Source organism: Lactococcus sp. S64, assembly GCF_016516525.1.
Lineage (GTDB): Bacteria > Bacillota > Bacilli > Lactobacillales > Streptococcaceae > Lactococcus > Lactococcus lactis.
The window spans coordinates 122,239-136,497 of sequence record NZ_JACVUQ010000003.1 but is presented as its reverse complement, the minus strand read 5'-3'; the positions used below and the strand labels follow the sequence as shown (position 1 = coordinate 136,497).

Here is a 14,259-nt window from a genome sequence, read left to right as displayed (position 1 = left end):
TTGCTAAGATATTTTCTTTCTATAAAATACACACATTTAATTTTTTGTTTAATTAATAAAAATTGGAATTAAGTAAATTGGTTTGTATTTTAAATGGTACAAAAAATGCTTGAATAGAGTCATTGATTAGATATTGTTTATTAATTTAATGTAAAGAGACTTTGACAAAAGTAGTTTAAAATATGCTATAATGGCTTTCGGAGGTTCATTCGTGAAAGAAATTGTAATCATTGACGCCTTAAGAACACCAGTTGGAAGATACGACGGTGCTCTTGCTGAATATTCAGCAGCAGAACTTGGAACACATGTTGTTTCAAACTTATTGTCAAAACATGAAAATATAAAATCAGATGTTGAACAAGTTATTTTTGGGAATGTTCTTCAAGCTGGTAATGGTCAAAATATAGCACGTCAAATTGCGATTCATAGTGGTCTATCTAATACAGTGCCCGCTTCAACAATCAACGAAGTTTGTGGTTCAGGAATGAAAGCAGTGATTTTAGCTAAACAACTTTTACAGCTTGGTGAAGCAGAAGTTGTAATCGCTGGTGGGACAGAATCTATGTCTAATGCCCCAATTATAAAGAATCGAAAAACTCAAGAAGAAACATTAAGTATGTTAAATGATGGCTTAGTTGATGCCTTCTCAGGAATTTCTATGGGGATTATTGGTGAAACTATTGCTGAACAATTTGATATAAGTCGAGCAGACCAAGACGCTTTTGCGCAAAACTCTCAAGAAAAAGCGGTCGCTGCAAGTCAAGCCGGAATTTTTAAAGAAGAGATTGTTGCGATTGGAGAAGTCGGAGTCGACGAAACACCACGTCCGTCTTCTAGTTTAGAAAAATTAGCCACTTTAAGGACAGCTTTCAAAGAAAATGGAACTGTGACAGCAGGTAATTCTTCTCCTGTTAATGATGGAGCTTCAGCTGTCATTCTTGCAACGAAAGACTATGCTGAAAAACATGGGATTCCGTACCTAGCAGAACTAGTTGATAGTACAGAAGTTGGAATTGACCCTGCTATTATGGGAGTTTCACCAATTGAAGCTATCAAAAAATTAATTAATCGTTCAGAGCTTGAACTTTCAGATATTGACCTGTTTGAAATTAATGAAGCATTTGCAGCATCAAGTCTTGCTGTCAATCGTGAACTTGGTTTAAATGAATCACAAGTTAACATTTATGGTGGTGCAATTGCATTAGGTCATGCTATCGGTTCAAGTGGTTCTAAAATTCTCACGACTTTGTCTTATGCCTTAAAACGTGAGCAAAAACGCTATGGAATTGCTAGTCTTTGTATCGGTGGAGGCCTAGGTTTGGCTGTTCTTTTAAAAAATCCTAGCCTTTAAAAATTATTGTGGTTTAAACAAGTAATTTTTAAGAAATTAATGGAGGAATTGCCCAGCTTATCTGGGCATTTTTGGAAAATATGAGAAAAAAATTTTATCAAATGTCGCCCAAAGAGCGATTAGATTCATTGAATCTGTCAGAAAATACTCAGGAAGTTTTGAGTGAAATGGCTTTAGATACAAATATTTTAAACAATCTAATTGAAAATCAAATTTCCGAATTTGAATTGCCAATGGGACTTGCTCAAAATTTTGTCATTAATGGAAAAGAATACATCGTTCCGATGGTTACAGAAGAACCATCAGTTATAGCTGCTGCGAGTAATGGAGCAAAAATAGCGGAAAGTTTTACGGCTAAAATAGATGAACGGTTAATGCGTGGGCAAATTGTATTTTATGACGTAAAGAAACCAGAAGAAATTATTAAGAAAATATCTGAATGTAAAAATGAAATATTTGAACAAGCTAAGCTTTCGTATCCTTCAATTATTAAGCGTGGGGGCGGTTTGAGAGAAATTTCGAGCAGACTTTTTTCAAGTGAGAAATTTATTTCAGTTGATTTCAAAGTGGATGTCAAAGATGCAATGGGTGCCAATATTATTAATTCTATATTAGAAGGTGTAGCAGAACTTTTTCGTGGCTGGTTTTCTGAGGAAAAAATTCTGTTTAGCATCCTTTCAAACTATGCAACTGAATCTTTAGTAAAGGTGAGCTGTGAAATTTCAGTTGATGCTCTTTCAAAAAAAACAAATGGTTTAGAAATTGCTCAAAAAATTGCAGTTGCTTCACAATACTCAAAAATTGATCCTTACCGTGCTAGCACACACAATAAAGGGATTATGAATGGGATTAATGCTGTAATTCTTGCAACAGGAAATGATACGCGAGCTATTTCAGCAGCAATTCATGCTTATGCAGCAAAAGAAGGAACATATCAAGGTTTGGCTAAATGGGAAGTTCATGCCGAAAAGTTATTTGGAGAGTTAGAAATTCCTTTACCTGTGGCGACCGTTGGTGGTGGGGTGAAAGTCTTACCTAAAGCACAAGCGGCAATGGAAATTTTAGGAATCACAGATGCTAGAGAACTGGCCAAAGTTATCGCCGCAGTTGGTTTAGCACAAAATTTAGCAGCTTTGCGCGCACTTGTTTCAGAAGGAATTCAACAAGGACATATGAGCTTACAGGCTCGCTCTTTGGCATTATCCGTGGGTGCAAAAGCAGATGAGATAGCAGTCATAAGTCAGCAACTTCGGCAGGAAAAAGTGATGAATCAAGAAGTAGCTCGCCGTTTATTAAATAGTCTCAGAAACTAAAAAAGAACTGTCAAGATTTTTTCTTGACAGGCCGAAATTAGTCTGCTATAATATTAAATATAATAAAAATAGAAATAGGAAATATAAAATGTCTGTAAAAATTCGTTTGACTCGTATGGGTTCTAAGAAAAAACCTTTCTACCGTATCAATGTTGCTGATTCACGTGCTCCACGTGATGGTAAATTCATCGAAACAGTTGGGACTTATAACCCACTTGTAACTGAAGAACAAGTAACTCTTAAAGAAGAACGCGTATTGGAATGGTTGAGCAAAGGAGCACAACCTTCAGATACAGTTCGTAACCTTCTTTCAAAAGCTGGTGTTATGAAAAAATTCCACGAATCAAAACTTTCTAAATAATTTTTGAGATAAGCTGCTTTTTAGCAGCTTTTCGTGAATAAAGAAATCACATATATTGAACTTGAAGATTTTTCAAGTTAGAGTAGAGGTAAGAAATGCAAAAAGATGTGAAAGAATTAGTTCTAACAATTGTTAAACCATTGGTTACTCAACCAGATGAAGTCTCTTTGGAACTCATTGAGGGTGAGGAATTTATGGAATATCACCTTAAAGTTGCGGAGGGTGATATCGGTCGAATTATCGGACGTCAAGGTCGGATTATTCAAGCAATTCGCACAGTGGTTTACTTTGTTCCTGTAGAAGGAAAAAAAGTTCGACTTCTTGTTGATCAATAAGAATTAAAGGCTCACTTAGTGGGTCTTTTATTTTTGCTACTGATTCGGATTTTACTTATTTTAAAGTAAATTAAATATTAAAAGAATTGGAAGAGCGAGGCCTTTTTTTAGATTAGACGAATATTCCTAATAATAATCAAAGACTTCTTTAAGATTCACTTTAATTGTATGAAAAATTATGCTAGAATGAAAAATATTGATTAACAATTGTAGATACAATCGATTATAAATATAAATAAACTGATTTTTTATATAGGTGGAATAATGGATAAAAAAAAAGGAATCTTATTAGTAGCTTTGGGAACTCCGCGCTCATGTGAAGCAGATGATGTGAGGGATTATTTAAAAGAATTTTTGGGTGACCCTCTTGTTATACAAAAACCAAGATGGCTTTGGTTGCCGATTTTAAATGGAATTATTTTAAAAGTTAGACCGCAAAAATCAGCAGAGATGTATAAAAAAATCTGGACAGATGAAGGTTCCCCTTTGATGATTTACACAGTAGCACAAGCAAAGCAACTACAGGATATGCGCGAAGATTTTGATGTTCGTTTTGCCATGACTTACGGAGAGCCACGCATTGATAAAGTAATCGCTGAGATGAAAGCATCTGGTGTTGAAGAAATTACTGTTCTTCCACTTTACCCTCAATATTCTTTAACAACAGTTGAACCTGTAATTCAACAAGTTAAAAAAATTGATGATAAGATAAAAGTAATTAGAGATTTCCACAAAGTAGAATCTTATAGCGATTTACTTGCAGAGTCTATTAGAGAAAAGTGGCAAGCAAATGACTATGATAAATTGGTCCTTAGCTATCATGGAATTCCCTTGTCCTACGTGACCAAGAAAAAAGATGCTTATGAAGAGCAATGTAAAGAAACAACACGTTTGGTAGTAAGTAAACTTGGTTTGAGGGAAGAAGAATACGAGCATACTTATCAATCAAAATTTGGTCCTGAAAAATGGTTAGAACCTGCGACTATTGATAGAGTTGCTGAACTTCCCAAAGAAAATGCTAAAAAAGTATTGATCTGTTCACCAGCATTCGTTGCAGATTGTTTAGAAACTTTATTTGAATTAGAAATTGAAAATAAAGAAGTATTTGTTGAAAATGGCGGAGAAACATTTGATTTTGTTCATCCTTTTAATGACTCTTTAGACTTTACTAGAGTATTAAGTGAAGTAGTTGACCAAAATAGACTCTGAGAAATAAAATCATTATTTTATTAGTTTTGGCCTTTAAATTTTATAACATTACTAAAGAGAAATAGGATTTGTTATAATGGTTCATAATATGCTAAAAATAGTAAGGAAATCCAATGAAAAAACAGTATGAAATTATTTCAATGAAAGACCATTACCGAATTCGCCTTGGAATTTTTGAGCCAGACCAAAAAGCAAAAGCGGTAGTACAATTAGTTCATGGATTTGGTGAATACACAGGTCATTATCTCTATTTAATTAATGAATTAGTCAATGCTGGTTTTGTTTGCCTAATGCACGATCAGAGAGGACATGGTGTTTTGGCAGCTGCTAATCCAAAACTTCAAGGACGAGCTAGAGCTTACGAGAGCCTAATTAGCGATGTCTTAGAAGTGAGGAAGATAATTGGTAAAAAGTATCCAAAACTACCGGTTTATCTGTTTGGACATAGTATGGGGGGAAATATTTCACTCAATGTTCTTCTAAGAAATATTGAAAATCAAAAACTTTACCAAAAAGCAGTAATTGAATCTCCTTGGCTGGCGCTGACAAACCCACCAGCCGTCCCGCTTCAAAGACTGGCAGGTTTTTTAGGAAAAATAAGTCCAAAAATTCGAGTTCGAACAGGCTTAAAAGTTGAAGCAATTTCTCACCGAAATGATTTAGTAGATTTAGTAACCAAAGATGGAATATATCACGAACTTCTTTCTTTGCGGCTCTTTTCACAGATTATGGAAGCGGGGCGTTTTGCACAAAGTCAGGCTGGAAATTTAAAAATACCAACTTTATTATTCTGTGGTGAATCAGATCAGATTTGTTCGCCCGTGGCCATTCGTTCATTTGCAAACAATGCTGGAAAAAACTTAGAATTAATAGAGATTGCAGATGGTTACCATGCTCTCCATTTAGATACAGAGGCAGAGAATTTTATTGAAAGAACTAAAGATTTTTTTAATAAAATCAGAAAATAATTTTATTTTGTTTTCGATATTCTCCAGGAGTCATTCCAACTTGTGTTTTAAAAAGTTTAAAAAAATAGGTCTTGTCTGAATATCCAATTTTTCCGAGAATTTCCTGGATAGATAAATTAGTTTGAGTAAGATAATTTTTAGCGTGCTTAATTCGATAAGTGGTAAGCCAAGTGGAATAGCTTAAACCAGTTTGATGCTTGATAAGTGAAGAAAGATAATTGGGATGAAAATAAAATTTGGTAGATAATTCCTCTAAGCTTGCTGTACGAATATTATTTTCAATGTAGGAAAGAATTTCTTTTATAAGTACACTAGAGGAAATATTGGAATCTTTAAGGATTAAATACTCTTCAGAGTGATGACTTAATTCAACAATCAATAAAATAAAGGCAGCTTTTGTAACTTTATTATTAAAGTAACACATTTTTACAACTTGTTTTAAAAGGAGTAAGGCGTAAAAGTGTGTATCCTCAAGGATTGCGAATTGATAGATACAGAAGTGACTTATTTGCTCACTATCTTTTTCAATACTTTCAACAAAGAAGCGATAAAGCATCGGTTCTTCAATGATTTGGCTGAGGAGAGAATCATCAAAATATTCGGGTTTAAAATAAAAACCAATGATGACTGTCTCATCTGATAACTCTTGATAATCAATTTTTGTCCATTTATTAGCCAGAATAAGACTTCCTTCTTTATAAATTGATTTCTTGTTATCTAGGTAAAGGGATATTTTTCCTGATAGAACATAAATAATTCTAATGTAAGGAGCAGAATAGGTTAATAAACCTGAAGTATTTTGACAAACTAAAGCTGCAATTTCCCGATTTGGATTATTCGCAAATTCTTCTAGTTCTTCAATCATTCCTGATTCACTTTTTATATAGCAATCAAGTGTCTTTAAAAAGTCCCAAAAATGGGTAAATTGTTCTCTAGATACTTTATACATTTTTTTCCAATCTTAAAATAACCTACTAAGAAAAGTATATCTGACATATTTAATTTTTGCAAGCGATTCATTATAATTATGAGTGCAGATGAAAATATTGTGAAAAAATGAGCAATATTAATTTAGTATTTGGAGGAACTATATGACAGATGCACTTAAGAAAAATGTACCTAAAGCAACAACTATTGCTGTTGCTGCGGTTATTGCTAACATTATTTGGGGGACCCCTTTTAAACTTATCAAAGTGATGAATAATGAGATGAAAATTTCTCCGGAAATTTTTGGGAATCATTATCTGGGGCAGGTTTTGGCGACAATAAGTCTTCGTTTCTTTATTGCTGGGATCATGACATTGATTTTTGCAAAATTTATCAAACAAAACATATTCAATATTAAAAAGAGACAATGGAGAGAAGTCATTATTATGGGACTTCTATCTACTACAGCAGCTTATTTCTTTTTTAACATTGCAAATGTCAATATTACTTCGACAATAAATTCAACAATTTTAGCTCAATCCACCATATTTTTTGCAGCAATTTTAGCTCATTTTGCCTACAAAAATGATAAATTAACTCCGATTAAGGTGATTGGATTGGTTGTTGGTTTCATGGGGTTAATTATTTCTCAGTTAACTGGTGGGGTACGTTTGAGTGATATGTTTTCATTTTCACTTACAGGAGAGGGCTTTATGTTGATATATGGTTTAATAGCAGCTTTGGCTACAATGCTAGCTAAAAGAATCGGTTCAACTTTAAATTCTTTTGTAATGACTGGTTGGAACTTAATCATTGGTTCGTTAGGCTTATATATAATTGGTTTTTTTATGGGTGGTCGTTTATCTGCAATAAATTGGACTGTAACTGGTGGAGCGTTATTGATCATTTTAGCTGCGGCATCAGCAATTCCATTTAGCTTATGGTATTGGGCTGCTCAATACGGAAATTTAGGAGAGATTACGGTTTATAAATTTATTATGCCAATTTCTGGTAGTATTTTGGCGGTCCTTTTAGGAGAAAGTGTTACCGTTTCCTTAATGGTAGGATTAGCCTTAGTATGCTTATCAATTATCTTAATTAATCGTCCACCTAAATTTGAAGGAATAAAAGAATCATTACGAAAAGTTGATCAAGTATAAAATTACATATTGAAAGATTAAAAAAAGTTATAATGGAACTTTAAATGTTCTAAAACAGAAAGAAGAAAACATGAAAATTGGATTTATTGGAACAGGAAATATGGCGTCAGCAATTATAAAGGGAATTATTGAAAAAGAATTTATTAAAGCTAAAAATATCTATCTCTTTGATGTGATGACTGATAAGGTAACAGAATTTTCGAAAGAAATTGGAGCAAATGTTTGTCGCTCAAATGATGAATTAATTCGATCAGTAGATGTAGTTGTTCTTTCAGTTAAGCCAAATATTATTGAAAAAATATTAAATGAAACTAGAGAGTTAATTATTGAGAAAAGACCCTTGCTTATTTCAATTGCTGCTGGAACGCCAATAGAAAAATTATCAACATTTTTAAGGAGTAAAGAAGAAGTTTCCATCGTTCGAGTTATGCCAAACGTTAATGCCATGATTGGTAAAGGGGCTGCTGCGGTTTGTGGAAATGAATTTGCAAGTAAAGAGCAAGTAAGTTATGTTCAAAATATGTTTCAATCCCTCGGTATGGCTTGGATTTTACCAGAAAAGGATTTTTCAAACTTTACTGCATTAGCTGGAAGCTCTCCTGCCTATGCTTATCTTTTCATTGATAGTATCGCTCGTGCAGGTGTAAAAAATGGACTTCCAAAAGATCTAGCAACTCAAATTGCTGCTCAAGCTGTCTTAGGGAGTGCAGCGATGATTCTTGAGAGTGCTGAAAATCCATGGACCTTGATTGATAGAGTTTCTTCTCCAGGAGGAACAACAGTTGCTGGTTTGATTGCTCTAGAAGATGAGGGATTTATTTCAACTGTTGTTAAAGGAATTGATGCAACTATCATTAAAGACATCGAACTTAATAGTAAATAGTCTGATTTATATGATAAATAATTTATGTTATTAAAAAGCAAGAGAGTTTTCTTGCTTTATTTTTTTATAAAAAGAAATTCTAATTATAAAATATACTTAAAAATAGTTTCATTTAAATCAGGGGTTATTAGGTATGGTATAATTGTATAATGGAAAAATTTTACAAGGTAGGAACAATTGTTAACACACAAGGACTTCAAGGAGAGGTTCGCGTGATGCCATCGACAGATTTTGCTCAAGAACGCTTCTCAAAAGGTTCAGTTTTGGCACTTTTCGATGATAAGGATAATTATATTCAAGATTTAAAGGTGAAGTCTGGTCGCCCACAAAAGAATTTTTATGTCGTTAAATTTGAAGGATTTTATCATATTAATGACGTTGAAAAGTATAAGGGATATATTGTCAAAATTGCAGAAGAAAACCAAGAGGATTTAGATGATGGCGAATTTTACTATCATGAAATTATTGGCAGTGATGTTTATGAAAATGATGTCCTAATTGGTCAAATTTCTGAAATACTTCAACCAGGGGCTAATGATGTTTGGGTTGTTAAACGTAAAGGAAAACGTGATTTATTATTGCCTTATATTCCGCCAGTTATTTTAAACGTAGATGTGAATCAACACCGAGTGGACGTATCTATTATGGAAGGATTGGATGACTAGAAATATGAGAATTGATATTTTAAGTATCTTTCCGGAAATGTTTGGCCCACTTAATCAGTCAATCGTAGGTAAAGCTCAAGATAAAGGTATTTTGGAGCTACATACACATGATTTTCGAGAAAATGCAACGAATAAACAACGTCATGTTGATGATATGCCTTATGGTGGTGGTCAAGGGATGTTATTAATGCCACAGCCAATCTTTGACACAATGGATAAAATACCTCAGAAGCCTGAAAAACCTGCGCGTGTTATTCTTTTAGACCCAGCTGGGAAAAAATTTGACCAAAAAATGGCCGAAGAATTATCTCAAGAAGAGCAATTAATTTTTATTTGCGGACATTATGAAGGCTACGATGAACGCATTAAAACATTGGTGACGGATGAAATTTCATTGGGAGATTTTGTTTTAACTGGTGGAGAAGTTGCAGCAACGGTGATGGTTGATGCGGTTGTGCGTTTAATTCCAGGCGTTTTAGGAAAAGTGGCTAGCCATGAAGATGATTCTTTTTCTAGTGGACTTTTAGAATATCCGCAATATACTCGCCCAGAAGATTTTAGAGGGATGAAGGTTCCTGAGGTATTAATGAGTGGTCATCATGAAAATATTCGTAAATGGCGGTTAAAAGAATCTTTGAGAAAAACCTTAGAACGCCGTCCAGATTTATTGGATAAATATGAGCCTAATGAAGAAGAGTTAAAAATGCTACAATTATTGCGTGAAAATGTTCAAGATGTGGTAGAATGAAGTAGTGTTAAGATTTTAGTTGAATATTGGGGAATATCCTCTGAATTTGGATGATGAAATCTTTGTTCTTATTGTTCATATCTGGATATAACTAAATTTATAATAAAAAAATAGGGGATTTTAAAATGGCTTTAACGATCGAACGAGAACAAGAATTTGTTAACCAATTTCATTATGATGCTCGTAATTATGAATGGGAAAAAGAAAATGGAACACCTGAGACTAATCTAAATGTTCAATTTCAACTTGTTCCCAAAGAACAACTTGAAAAACTTGGTGAAGGTGACACTGGTATTCACGCTGTTTTGACTTACTTGATTGTACTAGATAATATTGTACTTTCTGGTTTTGTGAGTCAATTGAACTATGTACGTGGACAAATTATTAAGGAACAAGAAGAACTTGAACAAGAGGAATTAGCCCAACTTGCGGCGCCTTTGTTTGAACTTCTTAAACGCTTGGTCTATGAAACAACAGAGGTTGCCTTAGACCAGCCTGGAATAAACTTGGAATTTTAATTAATAGAATAGAATTTATGAAATTAGCTGTTATTACTGACTCTTCGGCAGATTTTGCTGAAAAATATAAAACTTACGAAAATCTTTTTGTCTTAGATATTCCAATTTCCATTGATGGAGTGGATTATGATTTGCAAAAAATTTCTCATGAAGAATGGTACGATCTTATGGCGGAGGCCCAAGAAGTACCTAAAACTTCGCAACCTAGAGTTGCTGAACTTGATAGACTTTTAAAAGACTTAGAAAAACAAGGGTATACTCATGTTTTAGGTCTGTTTTTGCCAGCAGCAATTTCTGGATTTTACCAAAATATTTTTTACTTACAAAGTGAATATGAGCAAATGAAAGTAGTATTTCCTGAAACTTTTATTACCTCAAGTCCGTTGGGCTATATGGTGGAAACAGTATTGGATTTGGCAGAAGCTGGTGTCGAATTTAAAGAAATTATCGCAAAGTTTGAAGAACAAAGAGACGGTGACCGTGCTTATATGCTTGTCGATGATTTACATTGGTTAGCAAAAGGTGGGCGTTTGTCTAATGGTGCAGCTGTGCTTGGGACTTTATTAAATATTAAGCCTGTGCTAACTTTTAGTACTGAAGGTAAGGTTGAAGTTTTTGAAAAAGTTCGGACTGTGAAAAAAACGATGAGCCGGATGAAGGAACTTTTGTTAAAAGATGCCAAAGATCCTTTGGCCTACAAAGTTTATGTTATTCATACTAGAGCTGAAGATCGGGCACAAGAGTTATATGATTATGCTTTATCTCAAGGTTTTGATGATGTGGAAATCGTCACTTTTGGGCCTGTTATCGCAACTCATTTGGGCCTGAATACAGTGGCTTACGGTATTTCACCAAAAAAATAAAGCACGTTTTTACGTGTTTTTATCTAAAAACAAATATTCTGAATAATAAAAATAATAGCTACTTCTATAAAATACTAATTTCTTTATAAATGAATGGGGGATGAAATTGAATAAAATTAAAGTGATTGTTGCTGGATTTCGTGGAAAAATGGGAGCTACTGCGGTACAAATGATTCTTAATGCTCAAAATTTTGAACTTGTGGCTTTATTAGGAAAGAAAGAAGAAGTCTCAGAAGCGTTTGGAGTTCCTGTTTTTAGTCGAAAAGAGGATTTGATTGGATTTGATGCTGACATTTGGCTAGATTTAACGGCTCCTGAAGCGGCTTATAAGAACACTCGTTTTGCTTTAGAAAATGGCTTTAGACCAGTGGTTGGAACGACTGGGTTTACCGATGATGAAGTGGCAGATTTAATTAAATTTTCTAGAGAAAAAGAATTGGGTGGTCTTATTGCACCAAATTTTGCCTTGGGTGCGGTTTTATTGATGCAATTTTCTAAGCAGGCTGTTAAATATTTCCCAGATGTGGAAATTATTGAATTGCACCATGACGGGAAAAAAGATGCTCCTTCTGGAACTGCTGTGAAGACAGCAGAATTGATGTCTGAGGAACGTTTGGCTCATCATCAAGGGGCAGTGGATGAAAAGGAAGCTTTAGCTGGTGCTCGTGGTGCCGATCTTGAAGGAATGAGAATCCATTCGGTTCGTTTACCTGGTTTGGTGGCTCATCAAGAGGTTATTTTTGGTTCAAAAGGTGAAGGGCTGACTTTACGTCATGATTCTTATGATCGTTCAAGTTTCATGACCGGTATTGCTTTGGGAATTCGTAAGGTAATGACGGTGTCTGAGTTAAAATATGGTTTGGAACATTTTTTGGATTTATAATATTTACTTACGAAATAGATTGTGACCGAATGATTAGTGAGGGATTTTATGAGTGAATTAGAGATTCGTAGATTAGAATTAAGTGATGCAGAAGCTTTTATGGTTTATATTGCCAATTGGGCAACAGATACAAGTCCTTTTAAAATCGATGCTGTTAAAGCTTATGCGGAGCTTTCTTTGGAAAATTTTTCGGACTATGTGGAAAAAACTCATAGAGAAGAAACTTTTGCTGAAAATCCCGATTGGTCAACAGCAACTAAATATTTTGCTTTTATTAATGGGCAAATCGTTGGTGAAATTTCTTGTCGTTGGCAAATCGAAAAAGGAATTTTGTTAGAATGGGGTGGTCATATTGGTTATGGTGTGGCTCCTGATTTTAGAGGACATCATTTTGCTGAAGAAATGGTCAGATTTGCTCTTCCTAAATACCGGAAACGTAAAATTTCTCAGGTCATGATTTCTGCTGACAAAGAAAATTTGGCAAGTCGAAAAAGTATTGAAGCAAATGCGGGTATTTTGGAAAATATTGTAGATATTGATGGTGATGAAATTTGTCGTTACTGGATTAATTTAGAAGAACAATAGGATAAAATTACTGATGGATTGCTTGGGTTAATCTGGCAGAGCGTCAGACAAATTCACAGGTGAATGATACAGGGTAAAGCTTAAGAACTAGCTTATGACAGAAATTGATGAGAGCTAAAAGTGCTGACAGGTCTGTATAAACTTTCTGTCAGTAAAATTTTAAGGTGTACAATGGGGCTATGCCCCGTTTTTGTTTAAAAAATGATAAAATAATAGATATGAAATTAGAAAAATTACCCGAGGAGTTTGTACAGGCCAAGCCGGTTTTAGAAAAAATAATCGAGCATGGGTTTGAAGCTTATTTTGTGGGAGGTTCTGTACGTGATATATTGCTTGGGCGAGAGATTCACGATGTGGATATTGCAACAAGTGCATATCCAGAGGAAATTAAAGATATTTTTCCTTATACCATTGATGTGGGAATCGAACATGGAACAGTACTTGTTTTAGCTGGAAAATCAGAAGCTGAACATTATGAAATTACTACTTTTCGGACAGAATCAAAATATACAGATTACAGACGGCCAGATCATGTGGATTTCGTCAGAGATTTACGAGAGGATTTAAAACGTCGTGACTTCACGGTCAATGCCTTTGCTTGTGATGTTAATGGGCAAATTATTGATTTGTTTGATGGACTGACGGATTTGAAGGAACGTAGACTAACAGCGGTTGGTAGCGCTTTGGAACGTTTTAATGAAGATGCTTTACGGATTATGCGGGCCATGCGATTCGCAGCAACTTTAGACTTTCAAATTGAAAATAAAACTTTCTTAGCCATGTGTGAGTCGGCTCACTTACTGGAAAAAATCTCAGTTGAACGAATTTTTATTGAATTTGATAAGCTGTTGTTAGGTCAGGATTGGCGAAATGGTTTGACCTTACTGCTTAAATCAGGGGCTTATAAATATTTACCAGATTTGCAAGATTCGGCCTTGAAAAAAGTACTGACAGACTTGTCAGTAGATTTCCATTTTCAGAATTCTGAGCAAGCATGGGCAGCGTTACTGACCAGATTTTCCAATATTGATGTGAAAACATTTTTGCGAAAATGGAAAGTGTCCAATGAATTTGCAAAATTTGTAGCAGACCTTGTATCAGCTTATGAACTTGACTCTTGGAATTTGATGAGTCTTTATCATTTTGGTTTAGAAAAAGTGCTTTTGGTTGATGAATTGAAAGTGGCTTATGGTTTGAAGATTGATAGAGAACAAGCTGTCACTATTAATAACCAACTTCAAATTCATGATAAATCAGAGATTGTCATTGCTGGAAAAGATCTAATGGAAGAATTTTCGCTTGAACCTGGTCCAGAACTTGGTAAAATTTTAAAAATTATTGAAGAAAAAATTGTCAAAAATGAATTGAAAAATGAGCAGGCTGCTATTTTTGCAGAAGTTAAAAAAATGCTCTGATTAAATTTTACTGACAGAAATTTTGGCAAATAACCAATTGAAATTTAGTATTTATAATAAATACAATTTCTTGGT

General features: G+C 34.2%; 16 protein-coding genes. 15 read left to right on the top strand and 1 reads right to left on the bottom strand.

What is annotated here, in order from left to right:
- Positions 1 to 211 precede the first annotated feature (211 nt).
- The 6 genes from IAE51_RS04640 to IAE51_RS04615 all read left to right on the top strand — a co-directional run bounded on the left by IAE51_RS04640 (position 212) and on the right by IAE51_RS04615 (position 5,537).
- Positions 212 to 1,351 (top strand): thiolase family protein, encoded by a 1,140-nt coding sequence (locus tag IAE51_RS04640; protein WP_081043122.1) that lies wholly within the window; start codon positions 212 to 214, stop codon positions 1,349 to 1,351.
- Between the two features lie 80 nt (positions 1,352 to 1,431).
- Positions 1,432 to 2,664, top strand: coding sequence for a hydroxymethylglutaryl-CoA reductase, degradative (locus tag IAE51_RS04635; protein WP_168784478.1), 1,233 nt, complete (start codon positions 1,432 to 1,434; stop codon positions 2,662 to 2,664).
- A gap of 88 nt (positions 2,665 to 2,752) precedes the next feature.
- Positions 2,753 to 3,025: a 30S ribosomal protein S16 gene (gene rpsP, locus IAE51_RS04630; protein WP_003130711.1), complete on the top strand. Its 273-nt coding sequence runs from the start codon at positions 2,753 to 2,755 to the stop codon at positions 3,023 to 3,025.
- Between the two features lie 95 nt (positions 3,026 to 3,120).
- Positions 3,121 to 3,360, top strand: coding sequence for a KH domain-containing protein (locus IAE51_RS04625; RefSeq protein WP_003130710.1), 240 nt, complete (start codon positions 3,121 to 3,123; stop codon positions 3,358 to 3,360).
- Positions 3,361 to 3,624: 264 nt separating this feature from the next.
- Positions 3,625 to 4,569, top strand: a complete 945-nt coding sequence (gene hemH / locus IAE51_RS04620; protein ID WP_200094852.1) for a ferrochelatase — start codon at positions 3,625 to 3,627, stop codon at positions 4,567 to 4,569.
- 113 nt (positions 4,570 to 4,682) lie between these two features.
- Complete coding sequence (locus IAE51_RS04615; RefSeq protein ID WP_200094850.1) at positions 4,683 to 5,537, top strand: alpha/beta hydrolase; 855 nt, start codon at positions 4,683 to 4,685, stop codon at positions 5,535 to 5,537.
- Here IAE51_RS04615 and IAE51_RS04610 read toward each other — a convergent pair.
- Entirely contained in the window at positions 5,527 to 6,486 is a 960-nt protein-coding gene (locus IAE51_RS04610; protein WP_058204304.1) for an AraC family transcriptional regulator, read from the bottom strand. The genes IAE51_RS04615 and IAE51_RS04610 overlap by 11 nt on opposite strands.
- A 142-nt stretch (positions 6,487 to 6,628) precedes the next feature.
- Between IAE51_RS04610 and IAE51_RS04605 the strand changes: the two genes are divergently transcribed.
- The 9 genes from IAE51_RS04605 to IAE51_RS04565 all read left to right on the top strand — a co-directional run bounded on the left by IAE51_RS04605 (position 6,629) and on the right by IAE51_RS04565 (position 14,184).
- Positions 6,629 to 7,624 (top strand): DMT family transporter, encoded by a 996-nt coding sequence (locus tag IAE51_RS04605; RefSeq protein ID WP_017864758.1) that lies wholly within the window; start codon positions 6,629 to 6,631, stop codon positions 7,622 to 7,624.
- Between the two features lie 70 nt (positions 7,625 to 7,694).
- Positions 7,695 to 8,507, top strand: coding sequence for a pyrroline-5-carboxylate reductase (proC, locus tag IAE51_RS04600; RefSeq protein WP_017864757.1), 813 nt, complete (start codon positions 7,695 to 7,697; stop codon positions 8,505 to 8,507).
- Between the two features lie 149 nt (positions 8,508 to 8,656).
- Positions 8,657 to 9,172 carry a ribosome maturation factor RimM gene (gene rimM / locus IAE51_RS04595; RefSeq protein WP_017864756.1) on the top strand — a complete coding sequence of 172 codons (516 nt, stop codon included), beginning with the start codon at positions 8,657 to 8,659 and terminating at the stop codon, positions 9,170 to 9,172.
- Between the two features lie 4 nt (positions 9,173 to 9,176).
- Positions 9,177 to 9,920 (top strand): tRNA (guanosine(37)-N1)-methyltransferase TrmD, encoded by a 744-nt coding sequence (gene trmD, locus IAE51_RS04590; protein ID WP_003130706.1) that lies wholly within the window; start codon positions 9,177 to 9,179, stop codon positions 9,918 to 9,920.
- A 125-nt stretch (positions 9,921 to 10,045) separates the two neighbouring features.
- The gene (locus IAE51_RS04585) at positions 10,046 to 10,438 is read left to right on the top strand and encodes a DUF1149 family protein (RefSeq protein WP_015426726.1); all 393 of its coding nucleotides are present in this window, start codon (positions 10,046 to 10,048) and stop codon (positions 10,436 to 10,438) included.
- 17 nt (positions 10,439 to 10,455) lie between these two features.
- Positions 10,456 to 11,301, top strand: a complete 846-nt coding sequence (locus IAE51_RS04580) for a DegV family protein (protein WP_200094848.1) — start codon at positions 10,456 to 10,458, stop codon at positions 11,299 to 11,301.
- Between the two features lie 100 nt (positions 11,302 to 11,401).
- Entirely contained in the window at positions 11,402 to 12,184 is a 783-nt protein-coding gene (dapB, locus tag IAE51_RS04575) for a 4-hydroxy-tetrahydrodipicolinate reductase (protein WP_003130702.1), read from the top strand.
- Positions 12,185 to 12,232: 48 nt separating this feature from the next.
- Positions 12,233 to 12,769, top strand: coding sequence for a GNAT family N-acetyltransferase (locus tag IAE51_RS04570; protein ID WP_021722723.1), 537 nt, complete (start codon positions 12,233 to 12,235; stop codon positions 12,767 to 12,769).
- Between the two features lie 218 nt (positions 12,770 to 12,987).
- On the top strand, positions 12,988 to 14,184 hold the full coding sequence (locus tag IAE51_RS04565) for a CCA tRNA nucleotidyltransferase (RefSeq protein WP_058204326.1): 1,197 nt from the start codon (positions 12,988 to 12,990) through the stop codon (positions 14,182 to 14,184).
- Positions 14,185 to 14,259 lie beyond the last annotated feature (75 nt).